Source organism: Nonomuraea sp. NPDC050733 (assembly GCF_040654215.1).
Taxonomy (GTDB): domain Bacteria; phylum Actinomycetota; class Actinomycetes; order Streptosporangiales; family Streptosporangiaceae; genus Nonomuraea.
Genome location: NZ_JBFAHO010000042.1, coordinates 32,227 through 48,634 on the forward strand (window position 1 = coordinate 32,227; position 16,408 = coordinate 48,634).

The following is a 16,408-nucleotide window of genomic DNA, read 5'->3' on the forward strand; positions in this document are numbered from 1 at the left end:
ACGGCCGCGGTGCGGGCTTCCGCGCCTCTACCGGCGTCATGCGGTACGGGGCCCACGCCCTGCCGGGGGCGGTCCTTTACAGGCGGGCCGGGCGAACCCAGCATGAGGCGACTTCGATCATCGTGCGTCGATTGGACCCCCCATGAGGACTCGCCGTCTCTGCGCCGCCGCCGCCTCGACGGTGCTCCTGGGCGCCCTCGCCCTCGCCGGGCCGGACGCGGCCGGGGCGAGCGCGGCCACGAGCGCGTCAGCCGCGCCGGTGAGCGTCACCGTGAACGCCCGCGCGGGGCTCGCGGCCATGCCCGGCACCGGGCTCGGGGTGAACGACGCCATCTGGGACAAGGAACTGGGCACCACGGCGGTGTCGGACCTGCTCAAGGGCGCGGGGGTGCGGATGGTCCGCTACCCCGGCGGCTCCTACGGCGACATCTACCACTGGAAGGACCACACCGCGCCCGGCGGCTACGTCGCCCCGGGGACCGACTTCGACACCTTCATGGCGTCCGTACGGCGGATGGGCGCACAGCCGATGATCATCGCCAACTACGGCACCGGGACCCCCGAGGAGGCGGCCGACTGGGTCCGGTACGCCAACGTGACCAAGAAGTACGGGGCCACGTACTGGACCGTCGGCAACGAGAACTACGGCAACGGCCACTACGGCGCCGACTGGGAGGCGGACAACCACGCGGACAAGAGCCCCACGGCGTACGCGAACGGCGTCGTCGCCTTCGCCGACGCGATGAAGGCCGTCGACCCCGGCATCAAGGTCGGCGCGGTGCTCACCGCGCCGGGGAACTGGCCGGACGGCATCGTCGCCGGCGGCGATCCGGCCACGTGGAACCAGACCGTGCTGTCCGTCGCCGGGTCGAAGATCGACTTCGTGGACGTGCACTGGTACCCGGGCGGGAGCACGGCCGCCGAGGCGCTGGCCAGGCCGGAGCAGATCGCCGACCTGGTGCACGCGACGCGCGAGCAGATCACCCGGTACGCCCCGGCCGGCGCCGGGCGCATCGGCATCAGCCTGACCGAGATGAACGTGGGGGTGGGCCAGAACACCCAGCCGGGCGCGCTGTTCCTCGCCGACGCCTACAGCGGGCTGCTGGAGAGCGGCGTCTTCACGGTCCAGTGGTGGAACGTCCACAACGGCATCGGCACGGTCTCGACGGTGGCGGGCCAGACCGACTACGGCGACTTCGGCCTGCTGTCCAGCGGCACATGCCTGGCCGACGGCACGACCTGCGAGCCGCCGCTGAACACGCCCTTCGCGCCGTACCACGGCCTGGCCATGATGAACGCCTTCGTCCGGCCCGGCGACCAGTTCGTCCGGGCGGGCACCGACGAGCCGCTGGTGACCGCGCACGCCGCGCGCCGCGCCGACGGCGACCTCGCGGTGCTGCTGGTCAACAAGGACCCCGACAACGCCCGCACGGTCACCGTCGACTACACCGGCTACACCCCGGCCGCCGACGCGCCGACCGTGTACTCGTACGTCAACGGCGGCACCGCCGTCACCACGGACCGGACGGGCAGCGCGAAGAGCCGGACACTGCCGCCGTACTCGCTGACCACGCTCGTGCTGCACCCGGCGGGCCAGGTCACCGGGGCGCCCGGAGCTCCCGGCCGGCCCGCCGCCTCCGGCGTCACCGACCGCGCCGCCACCCTCTCGTGGACCGCGTCGGCGGCGGGCGCGCACCCCGTCGCCAAGTACGAGGTCCACCAGCAGAACGGCGCGACCGACGAGCAGCTCGGCGAGAGCACCGGCACGTCGTTCACCGTCACGAACCTCACCCCCGGCACCCGGTACACGGTCAACGTGCTGGCCCGGGACACGGCCGGCAACGTGAGCTGGGCCTCGCCGCCGCTCACGTTCACCACCGGCAGCCCGGCCACGAGCACGTGCACGGTGAAGTTCGGCGCCAACGGCGACTGGGGCAGCGGCTACGTCGCGGCCGTGGACATCACCAACACCGGGCCGGCCGCGATCGACGGCTGGACGCTCACGTTCGACTGGCCGACCGGGTGGCAGCGGATGAACGGCGGCTGGAACGCGAACTGGGAGCAGAACGGCCGCACCGTCAAGGCCACCAGCCTGGACACCAACGGCAAGCTGGCGGCGGGCGGGGGCAGCGTGAGCGTGGGCTTCGTCGCCGGGTACACCGGCCCCAACCTCCTGCCGCCGGTCTTCACCCTGAACGGCACGGTCTGCCACACGTCCTGACGACGCCTTCAGGAGCCGAGACGGATGAGCATCTTGCCGGTGTTGGCTCCGCGGAGGAGGCCGAGGAAGGCGTCGACGGCGTTGTCGAGGCCGTCGACGACCGTCTCCTCGCTGCGCAGGGTTCCGTCGCGGAGCCAGGCGGCGGCGAGCGGGACGTACTCGGCGGCCAGGTGCTGGTGGTCGCGGACGAGGAAGCCGCGCAGGGTCAGCCGCTTGCCGACGGCCAGGGAGAGGTTGCTGGGGCCGGGGACGGGCTCGGTGGCGTTGTACTGGGAGATGGCGCCGCAGAGCGCGACCCTGCCGAAGGTGTTGAGCGCGCCGAGGGCGGCCTGGAGATGGTCGCCGCCGACGTTGTCGAAGTAGACGTCGATGCCGTCGGGCGCGGCGTCCGCGAGCTGGCCGGGCAGGTCCCCGGCCCGGTAGTCGATCGCGGCGTCGTAGCCGAACTCCTCCACCAGGCGCCTGGTCTTGGTCGGGCCGCCGGCGGAGCCGATCACCCTGGCCGCGCCCAGGTGCCGGGCCACCCGGCCGGCGATGAGCCCGACGGCTCCGGCCGCGCCCGAGACGAACACGACGTCGCCCTCCTTGACCGGCGCGACCTCCTTGAGCCCGGCGTAGGCGGTCAGCCCCACCATGCCGAGCACGCCGAGGTAGGTCTGCGGCGGCGCGATCTCGGTGTCCACGACCCGCGCCTGGGTGGCGTCGAGGACCGCGTGCTCCCGCCAGCCGCCGGAGTGCAGCACGGTCGCGCCGACCGGCACGCTCTCGGCGTTGGAAACGATGACGGTGCCGACCGCGCCGCCGTCCATGGCCTCGCCGAGCCGGAACGGCGGGACGTACGACTTGACGTCGTTCATCCGGCCGCGCATGTAGGGGTCGACGGACATCCAGTCGTTGCGCACGAGGATCTGCCCCTCGCCCGGATCAGGGAGCGTCGCCTCGACGAGGGCGAAGTCGGCCGGCTTGGGCTCGCCGGAGGGGCGGGCGACCAGGTGGACTTCACGGCTGGGTATCGACATGACATGACTCCGTATTTGTGAGTTATGAACCGTTTTGAGGCTTTGTGCCCAAATTGCCGCAAGAGCCACCGGCCATTGACCCGGGCCGACCGCCGAACTAGGTTCGGTGCACCGACTGGTCGGTTTGCGAATCTCATTCTATAAGGACGGAACGCATGAAGGCTGCACGGCAGGCGTGGCGGCGGCTGGAGCCGGTCCACGGCATGGTCTACTTCATCCCCGAGGCGGCGCGCCGCTACGCCGAGCTCGGGCTCAAGGGCAGGGCCGGGTACTTCGCCTCCCGGAGCGCGGCACTCGGGCGCGCCCCGGCCGAGCAGGTCATCGCGACCTTCTACAACTTCCGCCCCGCCATCGTCCGGCAGGCGCTGCCGGCCGCCTGGGACGTGGTCACCCCCGAGGACATGCTGACCGCCCGGGCCGACGCCGCCGCCGAGGCCCTGCGCCGGGCCGGCATCCACGAGCTGCCCGGCCTGGACGAGGCGGCCGGCCTCGCGCGGCGGGCGGCCGTCGCGGCCTGCGACCACCTGGAGGGCCGCCCGCTGTTCGCCGCCCACGCCGCCCTGCCCTGGCCGGACGAGCCGATCCGTACGCTGTGGCACGCCCAGACGCTGCTGCGCGAGTTCCGTGGCGACGGCCACGTCGCGCTGCTGCTCAGCGAGGGCGTGAGCGGGCTGGAGGCCCTGGTGCTGCACGGCGCGAGCGGCGAGGTGCCCTCCGCCGTCCTCCGGGTCAGCCGCGCCTGGCCGGAGGACGAGTGGGCCGCCGCGGAGCGACGCCTGCGCGAGCGCGGCCTCCTCACCGAGGACGGGCTCAGCGCCGAGGGCCAGGCTCTGCGTCAGCACATCGAGGACCGCACCGACGCCCTCGCCCTGCCCGCCTACGGCGTCCTCGGCGAGGACGGCTGCGAGCGGCTGGCCGAGCTGGCCCGCCCCTTCGGCCGCGCCGTCGTCGACGCCGGCCTGCTCGACATGGGCGCGGCGCTGAGGACCTCCAGCGGTCAGCCGCCCGGTTGAGCCGCCTCCGCGGGCGGGCAGTCCCAGTCGAGCGGGACGCCGAAGGCCTCGTGCAGGCCGGCGCGACCCGCGTCGGTGACCTGGACGACCCGCCGGTCCCGTCCCCGGCACAGCCACTCCAGCGCGAACAGCCGGTCGGCCATGGCCGCGCCGAGCGCACCGGCGAGGTGGTGGCGGTTCTCGCCCCAGTCGACGCAGTACCGGATGGCCGGCCGCCGCCGGGAGAACTCCGCGACGTCGACCCCGAAGGCTTCCAGCTTGCCGAGGCCCGCCTGGGTGATCCGGTACCCGCCGCCGGCATGGGCCACGACACCGTCGTCCACCAGCGCCGCGAGCAGGGCGACGCCGAGCCGTCCGGCGAGGTGGTCGTAACACAGCCGGGCCTGCAGCAGGGCCTGCGCCCGCACGCCCTCGCGCAGCGACCGGACCGGCAGCGGCCGCGCGATCCTGGCCAGCTCCTCCAGCGCCCGGGCCACGTCCGTGCTGGCGAGCCGGTAGTAGCGGTGCCGGCCGTCGTGCTCGACCGTGAGCAGCTTCGCCTCACGCAGCCTGGTCAGGTGGCCGCTGATCGTGGACATGCTCACCCCGGCCTCGGCCGCCAGGGCGCTGGCCGGCAGCACCCCACCGTCGGCGAGCGCGAGCAGCACCCTGGTCCTCGACGGATCGCCGATGGCCGCCGCCACGTGGGCGATGTCGGTCTCCGTTGCGGCGTTCCACACGTGTCCCAGTCTAGAACGACGACATTTCGGCGATCGCCGTAGTAATTCGGCGCAAGACTGGGGTCATGACGGTCCCCACCCGGAACGAGATCGTGTCCACCACGAGAGCCGGCCGGCTGCCGCTGGTCGCGATCTGCCTCGGATACTTCCTGGTCATCCTGGACGTCACCGTGGTCACCGTCGCACTCCCGGCCATCGGCGCCGGCCTGCGCGGCGGGCTGACCGCCCTGCAGTGGGTGGTCGACGGCTACACGCTCGCGTTCGCCGGGCTGCTGCTGTTCTGCGGCGGGCTCGGCGACCGGTTCGGCGGGAAGCCGGTGTTCCTGACCGGGCTGGTGGTGTTCACCGCCGCCTCGATCGGCTGCGGGCTGGCGCCCTCCGCCGGTGCGCTGGTCGGGGCCAGGCTGGTGCAGGGAGCCGGTGCCGCCCTGATGGTGCCCGCCTCGCTCGCGCTGCTGCGCAACGCCTACCCGGACCGCGAGTCACGGGCGCGCGCGTTCGGCGTGTGGGGCATGGTCGCCGGGATCGCCGCCGCCGCCGGTCCGGTGATCGGCGGCGTGCTGGTCTTCACCGTCGGCTGGCGGTGGGTTTTCTACGCCAACGTGCCCTTCGGCCTGCTGGGCTTCCTGCTGACCCTGAGGTACGTCCCGGCGCCCGCGCCGTCCGGCAGCCGGACCGGGCTGGACATACCCGCCCAGGTGGCGGGCGCGCTGGGGCTCGGCGGGCTGACCTGGGCACTGATCGAGGCCGGGGCGCGCGGCTGGGGCGCACCGGCGGTGCTGGGCGGCTTCGCCCTGTTCGCACTCGCGCTGCCGGCCTTCCTCCTGCTCGAACGCCGGGCCCGCGCCCCGATGCTCCCGCTGCGCCTGTTCGGCGACCGGCGGTTCTCCGGGCCGGCGGTCATCGGCGTGCTGCTCAACCTCGGCTTCTACGGGCTGCTGTTCCTCGTGCCGCTGTACTTCCAGCGGGTACGGGACCTCGACCCCCTGATGACCGGCCTGGTCATGCTCCCGATGGCGGCCGCGCCGATGATCTCCTCGCCACTGAGCGGCCGGATCGCCGCCCGCACCGGTCCGTACCCGCCGATGGCATGCGGGCTGGTCATCGGCGGGATCGGCCTGCTCGGCTGGCTGCTCGCCGGCCGGGGCACGGATTACCCGGCGCTGGTGGCGCCGATGGTGCTGACCGGCTTCGGGACCGGACTCACCATGCCGGCGGCGACCACGGCGATCATGGAGGCGGCGCCGGCCGAGCTCGGAGGGGCGGCGTCCGGGGTGCTCAACGTCGCCCGCCAGACCGGGAGCGCGATCGGGGTGGCCCTGGCCGGGACGCTGGTGGCGCGCGGCGATCTCGTGACCGGCCTGCACACCCATGTCGTCGTGGGGGGCGCCGCCTTCTTCGCCGCCGCCGCGCTCACCGCGCTCACCGCCCGGTCCTGAGCCGCGCTCTTCGTCACGTACGAGGTCGGGTTCGCAAGCCCCGCACCCGCGCCTTCCTCAGCAAGGTCCCCTGACCGGCGTTCACACGGGGTGCGTGAGGAGGCGTCGGCCCTCGTCGCGGAAGCCGCGCTTGCCGTAGTAGGCGAACAGGTGGCTCACGTCCATGCCGTTGGGCGCGACGACGATCTCGACCGCCGCGCATCCTTGTCCGGCCGCCCAGCGCAGGCTGTCGTCGATGAGCCGCTCCGCCTCGCCCCGCCGGCGCGCCTCGGGGACGACGTACAGGTCCTCCAGCTCGGCGATCAGTCCCGACTCCAGCCCGAAGGAGGTCGTGGTGATCGCGAACGCGACGACGCGGCCCTCCGCCTCGCTCACCGCGACGCGTGCGGCGGGCGAGGCGACCAGGTGGGCGAGGTTGGCGCGCAGGTCGTCGCGTGAGGTGGTGAAGCCGTCCTCCGCGTAGAAGGCGACGGCCAGGCAGAGCAGGTCGGGCAGGTCGCCGGGGCCGGCGGTGCGGATCGCCATGCGGGCCATGATGGCCGCCCGCCGGGCCCGCGTGCCATCCCTTTTCTCCTGGTACGGCTGCTGGAGGGCGCCCGCACGCCCTCGGGCGCGATCGACGCGGCCCTCCTCGCCGAGCTCCTCGACGGGACGCCGGCCGAGCCCCCGGTCTAGCCTCCAGGGCGGCGGCCGAGAGCGCGCTCGACGGCGAGCCGGGTGAGCCAGCCGAGCCCGGCCGTGAAGAGCGGCGGCCAGACGAGCGGTCCCACGCTGTAGCCGACGACGATCGCCAGCGGGATCCACACCCTGTGGACGGCGCCGTACAGCAGACCCGGCGGACGAACCCCGACGAGGCGGGCCAGGTCGGGCAGCGCCAGGAACACCAGCATGGCCAGGGTGGTCGGCAGGCCGTACTTCTGGCTCTCGAAGATCGCGAAGGCGGCCAGGAACAGCGCGAGCGCCCCCCAGGCGATTCCGCGCGCCCGTTCGGCGGCGCCAGGAGGAGCCTGCGGGCTGTCAGAGGTCACCAGCGGAAGCGTAGTGATCCAACACATTCCCCGTGATACCGGGAAGGGCGTGGCGAGCACGGGGAAGAGGACCGCGCCCGCCACCACCCGAATCAGGAGGTGGCCACCCCGAGCGTGTCGGTCCAGCTCGACTCGTACTTCGTGACGGACGTCTTGGCCTTGAACGGCTTGCCGTCACGGAGGGTGTCGACCGACGTCTCGACCACCGCCATGGAGCCGGTGTCCACCACGACCCCGAACCTCGCCTCGGTTTCCTCGCTCGTGTAGCCGTACGTCAGCTTCACCGTGTCCCCACTCAGCTTGGCGGACCGGACGCCCGGCAAGCCCGACAGCGCCTGGTACGCGGCGGTGCGGACCGGCTTGGGCGCCGGCAGCCGGTAGAGGAGGCTCTCGTACGCCCTCTTCACCCAGCTGTCGAAGTTCTCGGGCAGCACGGGATCCTCTCCCACGGCGGACGCCTTGACGAGCCAGTCCCTCAGCCCCTCGGGCGTAGTCGGCAGGCTCTGGATCTCCTGGAACGACAGCTTCCGCTCGCCGATCAGCCAGTCACTGCCCCTCATCGGCTTGACCGGGGTCCTGTGCGGGGTCGCGGTGAGCTTCACCAGCATGCCCTCGGTCCGGTATGTCCACTTCTGGGGCGAGCCGTCCCGCTTCCACGCGGCCAGGTCGGCGGCGCTCTTCGGCCGCGCCTGATCACTGGAGGACGACCACATAGCGCCGCTGTGGTCCGCCCAATGCTCGGTGACCCGCTCCTGCACGACCCAGTACTTCTCCTTGACGCCCACCTGGCGGGCATGCGTCGCGGTGTAGACGCTCTTGACATACCAGTACCTGCCCTGCGGCTGGCCCTGGACGGAGACATGGACGGAGGCCGAGGTGGCCGAGGTGGCCGAGGTGGCCGTGGCGGCGAGGGCGGGGCTCGCCGTGGCCGCCAGGGCCAGCGCGGCGACGGTGATCACGAAAGGCTTACGCATATCGGTCCTCAGTTCTCGTCGTCGAGGGGGTGGGGGTTGGGCAGGTCGGGTCTCTGGTCGGTCCAGACGCTCGACTCGACCGCGGTGAACCTGACGATCTCCCCCGTCTCGGGGGAGATCGTCTCCACCGCCAGGGGGGCGCCGGTCGTGGAGTCCACGATCAGCCGCTTCCGCACCTCATGGTTCGAGAACGGGGAGTCCGGCCCGGTGTAGGCGACCGCCTGTCCGGTACGGCCGAGCTGGTCGGCGACCTCTCCCTGCGCGGTGACGCCGGGCAGGGAGGCCATCAGCTCGTAGGCGGCGGCCCGGGTCTCCGGGGAGACGGGCACGTGGAGGATGAGGCTGACGAGGTCCCCCAGCAGCGCGGCGGTGGGACGGGGCTTGGGCTCGAGTGCCGCGCGCAGCCGTGACGGATCCGTCGGGAAGTCGCCCATCCTGGTCAGCGGCTTGCCGGCGAACATGATCCGCCAGTCGATGTCCGCCGACTCGGTGGATTCGGCCGGGCCGGGCGCCGCCTCCAGCCGGTCGGGGTCCGCGCCCACCATGGTCGCGGCGCCGGTCGTCGTCTTCTCGTACGTCCAGGCCGTGGGCGAGCCACCGGCCCGCCACGCCTCCTCGTCCCGCGGCGTGGCCGGCCGGGCCCCCAGGTAGCGCTGCACGAGCCAGTGCGTGTCCTGCTTCGCCAGGGGGATCCAGGTCTCCTCGGCCCCGGTGACCTGGAGGTCGTAGCGGCCGCCCGGCTCACGTATCCGGACACCACGGACGATCTTGTTGCCCCACCAGTCGCCGTCGGCGGGCTGCCGGGCGGCCGAGGTGGCGGCGGCCAGCAGGATCTGCTGGGCACTCGGCCTCGTCGGCGGTGCGGCCGGCGGCGGGGCGGCCGAGGAGAGCACCAGCGTGACGGCCGCCGCCGCGCCGGCCAGGCCCGTCCCGAGCGCGGGCCACAGGGCGGCGCGCGTCGGCCGTGACCGCCTGGAGCGCTCGACGTGCTCCGTCAGGACGGATCCGGCGTGCTCCCCCTCGATCAGGGCCCACAGCCGGGCCCGGCCGCGTGCCTTCGTCTCCGCCGAGGGTCCCGGCACGGCGCACCGCTCCCGTACCGCGGACAGGTCATCCATCTGAGTCTCCGTTCATGGGGTTGACGTCGCCGAGGACGGCCCGCACTTTCCTGCGCGCCCGGTTGAGCCGGGAGGCGACCGTGCCGTACGGAATGCGCAGCGACTCGGCCACCTCCTCGTAGGTCAGGCCCGCCAGCGCGACGAGCAGCAGCACGTCGCGGTCGCCCCGGGAGAGACCCACCAACGCCGCCGCGAGCGGCCCCCGCGCGCCCGCAGCGTCCACACGGGTGGTCACCCGCTCCTCCAACCCGGACTCGACCTCGTCGGCGAGCGGCGCGCGGCGGAAGGCCGCGAGCATGCGGGACAGCCCGCGGCGGTGCAGCGCGACGAGGTTGGTCGCGATGCCGTACAACCAGGGCCGCACGGCGCCGCGCGCCGGGTCGAAGGTGTGCCGCTTGCGGAAGGCGATCAGGAACGTCTCGGCGGCCACGTCGTCGGCGGTCTCGGGTCCGAGCCGTACCGAGAGGTAGCGGTAGATCTCCTCGAAGTACCGGTCGTAGAGGTTCGCGAACCGTTCCGGCTCTCGCACCGACGCGGCGATGGCGGCGGCGTCGTCGTCCGCCTGCGTCAGGTGATCGCCCACCTCGGGTGGAGCGGTCATGCGGTGGTCCCTTTCTGTCGCTTACACCGCTTACTCCACCGATCCCGGCAGATCCCTTCACGCTCCCCGAGGACGGTCACCGACCGCTCACAGCGCGTTCACGAAGCGGGAGAAACACGGTCCTCTTGCTGGCCATACGTAGATCTCCCGATGCGGTCGCAGGCCTGATCTGTCTACTGTCTGCCACGTCGAGCGGCGTCCGAGCAAGGTGGCTACATGCGCGGTTTATCCATGTTCGTCTCCACCGTCTTAGTGGTCACGACCCTGACCGGTCCCGCCGCTGGAGCGGTCCGGGCCAAACCGGCGACCGGCTCCTCGGACGTCGTCTACCGGCGGTCCGACTTCTCCACCGGCTCCCCCGAGGGGACCGCCGGCGACGGCGACGGCCTGTCCTTCGCCTCCGCCGCCGGCACCACCTCCTACACCGACGCGCTCGGCACCAGGACGTGGGAGTACGCCCGCTGGACCGGCCCCGAGGAGCAGATCGGCTTCCCCGCCACCGAGCTGATCGCCTCCTGGACCGCCGACATCCCGGCCGGGAGCTGGATGCAGGTCGAGGCGCGCGCCCGCAACGCTGCGGGGCTGACCAAGTGGTACGTGCTCGGCCGCTGGGCGTACGGAGAGGACGCCATCCGCCGCACCTCGGTGCCCGGCCAGGGTGACGCCGACGCCACCGTCTCCGTCGACACGCTGGTCGCCGCGGCCGGCCGCCAGATCAGCGCCTACCAGCTCCGCCTCACCCTCTACCGGACGCCCGGCTCCGGCATCACGCCGCGGGTGCGCACGCTCGGCGCGATGGCCTCGTACGTTCCCGAGCGCAAGACCGTGCCCGCCAGCCCGGCCGGCGGCGCGTGGGGTGTCGAGCTGCCGGTGCCGCGCCGCTCGCAGAACGTCCACGAGGGCCACTACCCCGAGTGGGACGGCGGCGGCCAGGCGTGGTGCAGCCCCACCTCGACCACGATGGTCCTCGGCTACTGGGGCCGGTGGCCGAGCGCCGCGGACACCGCCTGGGTGGACCCCTCGGACCCCGCCCCCGAGGTGGACTACGCCGCGCGCCACAGCTACGACCACGCCTACCAGGGGGCGGGCAACTGGCCGTTCAACACCGCCCACGCGGGGCGGTACGGCATGGACGGGTTCGTGACGCGGCTGCGGTCGCTCACGGAGCTGGAACGGTTCATCTCCGCGGGCGTCCCGGTGATCACGTCGCAGTCGTTCAAGAAGGGCGAGCTGCCGGGCGCGGGGTACGGGACCAACGGGCACATCATGGTGGTCGTCGGCTTCACCTCCACCGGTGACGTGATCGCCAACGACCCGGCGTCGTCCGGCAACGACGCGGTGCGCCGGGTGTACCCGCGGGCGGACTTCGAGAACGTCTGGCAGCGCAGCTCCAGCAGCGGCGGCATCGTGTACGTCATCCACCCGCCGGGCCACGCCCTGCCCGCCACGGTCCCGGGCCTGCCCGCGAGCTGGTGACGCCCTCCGGTCCCCGGACGCCCGGCCGGACGGTCAGTGGAACGCAGGAGAACGGCAAGGCCCCGTAACAGGGCCATCCGCGGCGGGCCGATGGGGCATCATTTCTGTGGTGCTTCACGGCACCGGCGTCCTGGCGGGCAGCGGTACGACCGGAGAGGTGATTCCGGCGAGTCGATTCCTCCCCAATTCACGCAGAAAATGCGGGGCCTGCCGCACCATGCCTGCTTTCCGGACCTTTCCGGGAGTGGCCGCGCGGGGCCCGGCCCGTGAGAAGCGGGACCGCCACCGGGCGCCCGCACGGGCGGTGCCCGGCATGACGGCTGAGCTGCGCACCCGTACGGTCCTCTCCCGCGTGACAGAGACGGCTTACTTGCCGGTACATTCTCTGCGCGGCCCGGATCGGCCGCCCGTTATGCCCCATATAGCGATAATGATGATCGGACGTGCACTCGCATGCCGGACAGCGGAACGAGGGTGAACATGGGCGAGACGACGGCCAGCGGCTCCCGCCAGCAGGCGCGCCCCGGCCGAGGTGTGAGCAGGGCGCAGGAGCCTGAGCTCCGGCAGCTCCTCGCCGGGCTGACCGCCGTCCGTGACGGCGACTTCGGCACCAGGCTGCCCGACGACGCCGGCGGGCTGCTGGGCGAGATCGCCCTGGTCTTCAACGGCATGGTCGACCAGCTCTCGCTGTTCACCTCCGAGGTGACCCGGGTGGCCCGCGAGGTGGGCACCGACGGACGGCTCGGCGGCCAGGCCGAGGTGCCCGGAGTGTCGGGCACCTGGAAGGACCTGACGGAGTCGGTCAACGCCATGGCCGGCAACCTCACCAGCCAGGTGCGCTCCATCGCCGAGGTCACCACCGCGGTCGCCAAGGGCGACCTGTCGCAGAAGATCACCGTGGACGCCCGGGGCGAGATCCTGGAGCTGAAGAACACCGTCAACACGATGGTCGACCAGCTCTCCTCGTTCGCCGACGAGGTCACCCGCGTCGCCCGCGAGGTCGGCACCGAGGGCCAGCTCGGCGGCCAGGCCGACGTGAAGGGCGTCGCGGGCACGTGGCGCGACCTCACCGACTCGGTGAACTACATGGCCGGCAACCTCACCGCCCAGGTCCGCAACATCTCGCAGGTGGCCACCGCCGTCGCCCGCGGCGACCTGTCCCAGAAGATCACCGTGTCGGCCCGGGGCGAGATCCTGGAGCTGAAGAACACGCTGAACACCATGGTGGACCAGCTCTCCTCGTTCGCCGACGAGGTCACCCGCGTCGCCCGCGAGGTCGGCACCGACGGACGGCTGGGCGGCCAGGCCGACGTCAAGGGCGTGTCCGGCACATGGAAGGCGCTGACGGAGTCCGTCAACGTCATGGCCGACAACCTCACCGCCCAGGTGCGCTCCATCGCCGAGGTCACCACCGCGGTCGCCAAGGGCGACCTGTCGCAGAAGATCCGGGTGGACGCCCGGGGCGAGATCCTGGAGCTGAAGGAGACCATCAACACGATGGTCGACCAGCTCTCCGCCTTCGCCGACGAGGTCACCCGCGTCGCCCGCGAGGTCGGCACCGAGGGCCAGCTCGGCGGCCAGGCCACCGTGCGCGGCGTGTCGGGCACCTGGAAGGACCTCACCGACAACGTCAACTTCATGGCCTCCAACCTGACCGGTCAGGTGCGGTCCATCGCCCAGGTGGCCACCGCGGTCGCCAAGGGCGACCTCTCGCAGAAGATCACGGTCGACGCCCGCGGCGAGGTCGCCGCGCTCGCCCAGACGATCAACACGATGGTCGACACGCTGTCCGCGTTCGCCGACGAGGTCACCCGCGTCGCCCGCGAGGTCGGCACCGAGGGCCAGCTCGGCGGCCAGGCCCGAGTCCCCAACGTGGCCGGCACGTGGAAGGACCTCACCGACAACGTCAACTCGATGGCCGACAACCTGACCAACCAGGTGCGCTCCATCGCCCAGGTCACCACGGCCGTCGCCAGGGGCGACCTGACCAGGAAGATCGACGTCGACGCCCGCGGCGAGATCCTGGAGCTCAAGACCACCATCAACACGATGGTCGACCAGCTCTCCTCGTTCGCCGCCGAGGTCACCCGCGTCGCCCGCGAGGTGGGCAGCGAGGGCCGGCTGGGCGGCCAGGCCGAGGTCGAGGGCGTCTCCGGTACGTGGAAGCGGCTCACCGAGAACGTCAACGAGCTGGCCGGCAACCTCACCCGCCAGGTGCGCGCCATCGCCGAGGTCACCAGCGCCGTCACCTCCGGCGACCTGACCCGCTCCATCACGGTGGACGCCGAGGGCGAGCTGGCCGACCTGAAGGACAACATCAACTCGATGGTGGGCTCGCTGCGCGAGACCACCCGGGCCAACCAGGAGCAGGACTGGCTCAAGTCCAACCTGGCCCGCATCTCCAGCCTCATGCAGGGCCACCGCGACCTCGGCGCCGTGGCCGAGCTGGTCATGAGCGAGCTGGCCCCGCTCGTGTCCGCCCAGTACGGCGCCTTCTTCCTGGCCGAGGAGTCGCCGGCCGGCACCGAGCTGAAGCTCATCAACGCCTACGGCTACCCGGCCCGGACCGACCGGCCCACCCGCTTCAGGCTGGGCGAGTCGCTGATCGGGCAGGCCGCCCGCACCCGGCGCACGATCGCGATGGACGGCGTGCCGGCCGACTACGTCAAGGTCTCCTCCGCGCTCGGCGAGACCACGCCCACCTCGGTCGTCGTGCTGCCGATCGTGGTCGAGGAGCAGGTGCTCGGCGTCATCGAGCTGGGCTCGGTCTACGCGTTCACGGCGGTCCACCGGGCGTTCCTGGACCAGCTGATGGAGGCCATCGGCGTCAACGTCAACACCATCATCGCCAACGCCCGCACCGACGAGCTGCTCGTCGAGTCGCAGCGGCTCACCGCGGAGCTCCAGGCCCGCTCGGAGGAGCTGCAGAACCAGCAGGAGGAGCTCCAGCGCTCCAACGCCGAGCTGGAGGAGAAGGCGGCCCTGCTGGCCACCCAGAACCGCGACATCGAGACCAAGAACCTGGAGATCGAGCAGGCCCGGCAGGAGCTGGAGACCCGTGCCCAGCAGCTCGCGCTGGCCTCGAAGTACAAGAGCGAGTTCCTGGCCAACATGAGCCACGAGCTGCGCACCCCGCTCAACAGCCTGCTCATCCTGGCCCAGCTCCTGGCGCAGAACCACACGCGCAACCTCACCCCGAAGCAGGTCGAGTACGCGAGCATCATCCACTCGGCCGGCTCCGACCTGCTGCAGCTCATCAACGACATCCTCGACCTGTCCAAGGTCGAGGCGGGCAAGATGGACATCGCGCCCGAGCGGGTGCCGCTGCGGCAGCTCCTCGACGACATCGAGGCCACGTTCCGCCCGATGACCACGCAGAAGAGCCTCGACTTCGTCGTCACCACGGCCGCCGGCGTCCCGGTCGACGTGCTGACCGACGACTCCAGGCTCCGCCAGGTCCTGCGCAACCTGCTGTCCAACGCGGTGAAGTTCACCGAGGCGGGCAGCGTCGAGCTGCACATCGAGCCGGCCTCGACCACCGAGGTCCCGGCCTCGGTCCGCATGCACGGCTCGGCCATCGCCTTCCGGATCAAGGACACCGGCATCGGCATCGCCGAGCAGCACCTGGAGGCCATCTTCGGGGCGTTCCAGCAGGCCGACGGCACCACCAGCCGCAAGTACGGCGGCACCGGGCTCGGCCTGTCGATCAGCCGCGAGATCGCCTACCTGCTCGGCGGCGCGATCACCGCCCGGAGCGCCCCGGGCAAGGGCAGCGTGTTCACCCTCTACCTGCCGGTGGCGCGCCCCGACTTCGACGAGCCGGCCGCGGGCTCCTCCGCCCGGGAGCGCGACGCCCGCGAGGCGCTGGAGTCCGGCTCGGTGACCGTCACGCCGGCGGTGTCGCCGCCCCAGCCGCAGCAGCAGCGCCGGCTGCTGGTGATCGAGGGGCGCGACCGCGGGCTGCTGTCGCTGGTGGCCGAGAGCGCGGTGGCCGACCTGGCCAACAACCGCGACCGGGGCGACCAGCGTGGGCCCGTCGAGGTCATCAGCGCCGTCGGGGTGCAGGAGGCCGCCACCGCCCTCGCGGCCCAGGCGTACCACTGCATCGTGCTGGAGCTGGACATGGCCGACGGCGCGGCGCTGCGCTTCCTGGAGGACATGGACGGCGACTCGGCGCTGCGCGGCGTGCCCGTCCTGGCGTACAACAACTGGCGGCTGGACCCCGGGCAGGAGTCCAACCTGCAGGCCCGCACCGGCACCCAGCCGCTCGAACTGCTCTCCAGCCTGGACGAGCTGCGTGAGCGCATCGCGCTGCACCTCTCTGCCGAGGGGCCGCACGACGTGCTGCCGCTGGTCAGGCCCGAGGAGGTGCAGCGGCCGGTGACGCAGGCGGTCGACGGGACGCTCGCCGGCCGTACCGTGCTGGTCGTGGACGACGACGCCCGCAACCTGTACGCGCTGACCGGCATCCTGGAGGTCCACGGCCTCCAGGTGCTGCACGCCGAGAACGGCCGCAAGGGCATCGAGACCCTCACCGCCCACCCGGAGATCGACATCGTGCTGATGGACGTGATGATGCCGGAGATGGACGGCTACGCGGCCACGGCCGCCATCCGGAAGATGCCGCAGTACGCCGACCTGCCCATCATCGCGGTGACGGCCAAGGCGATGCCCGGCGACCAGGAGAAGAGCCTGGCCGCGGGGGCGAGCGACTACGTCACCAAGCCGGTCGACGCCGACGACCTGCTGGCCCGGATCCAGCGCCGGCTGGAGGGGTAGCCGCTCGCGGCTCCATCCCGC

Annotated in this window: 12 protein-coding genes; 5 read left to right on the forward strand and 7 right to left on the reverse strand. The window is 72.3% G+C overall.

What is annotated here, in order from left to right; all coding sequences use genetic code 11:
* The first annotated feature begins 142 nt into the window (after positions 1 to 142).
* Positions 143 to 2,221, forward strand: a complete 2,079-nt coding sequence (locus tag AB0H64_RS37885; RefSeq protein WP_357634679.1) for a cellulose binding domain-containing protein — start codon at positions 143 to 145, stop codon at positions 2,219 to 2,221.
* Between the two features lie 8 nt (positions 2,222 to 2,229).
* On the opposite strand, the gene AB0H64_RS37890 is transcribed toward AB0H64_RS37885, so the two are convergent.
* A complete protein-coding gene (locus tag AB0H64_RS37890) occupies positions 2,230 to 3,240 on the reverse strand; it encodes an NADP-dependent oxidoreductase (protein ID WP_357634681.1) in 1,011 nt (336 codons plus the stop codon).
* 155 nt (positions 3,241 to 3,395) lie between these two features.
* Between AB0H64_RS37890 and AB0H64_RS37895 the strand changes: the two genes are divergently transcribed.
* A complete protein-coding gene (locus AB0H64_RS37895) occupies positions 3,396 to 4,253 on the forward strand; it encodes a hypothetical protein (RefSeq protein ID WP_357634683.1) in 858 nt (285 codons plus the stop codon).
* Here AB0H64_RS37895 and AB0H64_RS37900 read toward each other — a convergent pair.
* The gene (locus tag AB0H64_RS37900) at positions 4,238 to 4,972 is read right to left on the reverse strand and encodes a helix-turn-helix transcriptional regulator (RefSeq protein WP_357634686.1); all 735 of its coding nucleotides are present in this window, start codon (positions 4,970 to 4,972) and stop codon (positions 4,238 to 4,240) included. The genes AB0H64_RS37895 and AB0H64_RS37900 overlap by 16 nt on opposite strands.
* A 65-nt stretch (positions 4,973 to 5,037) precedes the next feature.
* On the opposite strand from AB0H64_RS37900, the gene AB0H64_RS37905 reads away from it, so the two are divergent.
* A complete protein-coding gene (locus AB0H64_RS37905) occupies positions 5,038 to 6,411 on the forward strand; it encodes an MFS transporter (RefSeq protein WP_357634688.1) in 1,374 nt (457 codons plus the stop codon).
* A gap of 81 nt (positions 6,412 to 6,492) precedes the next feature.
* On the opposite strand, the gene AB0H64_RS37910 is transcribed toward AB0H64_RS37905, so the two are convergent.
* The 5 genes from AB0H64_RS37910 to AB0H64_RS37930 all read right to left on the reverse strand — a co-directional run bounded on the left by AB0H64_RS37910 (position 6,493) and on the right by AB0H64_RS37930 (position 10,132).
* A complete protein-coding gene (locus AB0H64_RS37910) occupies positions 6,493 to 6,936 on the reverse strand; it encodes a GNAT family N-acetyltransferase (protein WP_357634691.1) in 444 nt (147 codons plus the stop codon).
* Between the two features lie 146 nt (positions 6,937 to 7,082).
* Positions 7,083 to 7,439, reverse strand: coding sequence for a hypothetical protein (locus tag AB0H64_RS37915; RefSeq protein ID WP_357634693.1), 357 nt, complete (start codon positions 7,437 to 7,439; stop codon positions 7,083 to 7,085).
* 92 nt (positions 7,440 to 7,531) lie between these two features.
* Positions 7,532 to 8,413, reverse strand: coding sequence for a hypothetical protein (locus AB0H64_RS37920; protein WP_357634696.1), 882 nt, complete (start codon positions 8,411 to 8,413; stop codon positions 7,532 to 7,534).
* A gap of 8 nt (positions 8,414 to 8,421) precedes the next feature.
* On the reverse strand, positions 8,422 to 9,531 hold the full coding sequence (locus AB0H64_RS37925) for a CU044_5270 family protein (protein WP_357634698.1): 1,110 nt from the start codon (positions 9,529 to 9,531) through the stop codon (positions 8,422 to 8,424).
* A complete protein-coding gene (locus tag AB0H64_RS37930) occupies positions 9,524 to 10,132 on the reverse strand; it encodes an RNA polymerase sigma factor (RefSeq protein ID WP_357634701.1) in 609 nt (202 codons plus the stop codon). Before AB0H64_RS37930 ends, AB0H64_RS37925 begins: the two co-directional genes overlap by 8 nt.
* 216 nt (positions 10,133 to 10,348) lie before the next feature.
* Between AB0H64_RS37930 and AB0H64_RS37935 the strand changes: the two genes are divergently transcribed.
* Both AB0H64_RS37935 and AB0H64_RS37940 read left to right on the forward strand, forming a co-directional pair.
* Positions 10,349 to 11,608, forward strand: coding sequence for a C39 family peptidase (locus tag AB0H64_RS37935; RefSeq protein ID WP_357634702.1), 1,260 nt, complete (start codon positions 10,349 to 10,351; stop codon positions 11,606 to 11,608).
* 480 nt (positions 11,609 to 12,088) lie between these two features.
* Complete coding sequence (locus AB0H64_RS37940; protein ID WP_357634704.1) at positions 12,089 to 16,387, forward strand: HAMP domain-containing protein; 4,299 nt, start codon at positions 12,089 to 12,091, stop codon at positions 16,385 to 16,387.
* Positions 16,388 to 16,408: the final 21 nt, after the last annotated feature.

Bases quoted from the DNA above. Each gene is read 5' to 3' on its own strand.
- AB0H64_RS37890 (WP_357634681.1), bottom strand. From the start codon at position 3,240: ATGTCGATACCCAGCCGTGAAGTCCACCTGGTCGCCCGCCCCTCCGGC.
- AB0H64_RS37940 (WP_357634704.1), top strand. From the start codon at position 12,089: ATGGGCGAGACGACGGCCAGCGGCTCCCGCCAGCAGGCGCGCCCCGGC.
- AB0H64_RS37885 (WP_357634679.1), top strand. From the start codon at position 143: ATGAGGACTCGCCGTCTCTGCGCCGCCGCCGCCTCGACGGTGCTCCTG.
- AB0H64_RS37935 (WP_357634702.1), top strand. From the start codon at position 10,349: ATGCGCGGTTTATCCATGTTCGTCTCCACCGTCTTAGTGGTCACGACC.
- AB0H64_RS37895 (WP_357634683.1), top strand. From the start codon at position 3,396: ATGAAGGCTGCACGGCAGGCGTGGCGGCGGCTGGAGCCGGTCCACGGC.
- AB0H64_RS37905 (WP_357634688.1), top strand. From the start codon at position 5,038: ATGACGGTCCCCACCCGGAACGAGATCGTGTCCACCACGAGAGCCGGC.
- AB0H64_RS37930 (WP_357634701.1), bottom strand. From the start codon at position 10,132: ATGACCGCTCCACCCGAGGTGGGCGATCACCTGACGCAGGCGGACGAC.
- AB0H64_RS37910 (WP_357634691.1), bottom strand. From the start codon at position 6,936: ATGGCGATCCGCACCGCCGGCCCCGGCGACCTGCCCGACCTGCTCTGC.
- AB0H64_RS37920 (WP_357634696.1), bottom strand. From the start codon at position 8,413: ATGCGTAAGCCTTTCGTGATCACCGTCGCCGCGCTGGCCCTGGCGGCC.
- AB0H64_RS37925 (WP_357634698.1), bottom strand. From the start codon at position 9,531: ATGGATGACCTGTCCGCGGTACGGGAGCGGTGCGCCGTGCCGGGACCC.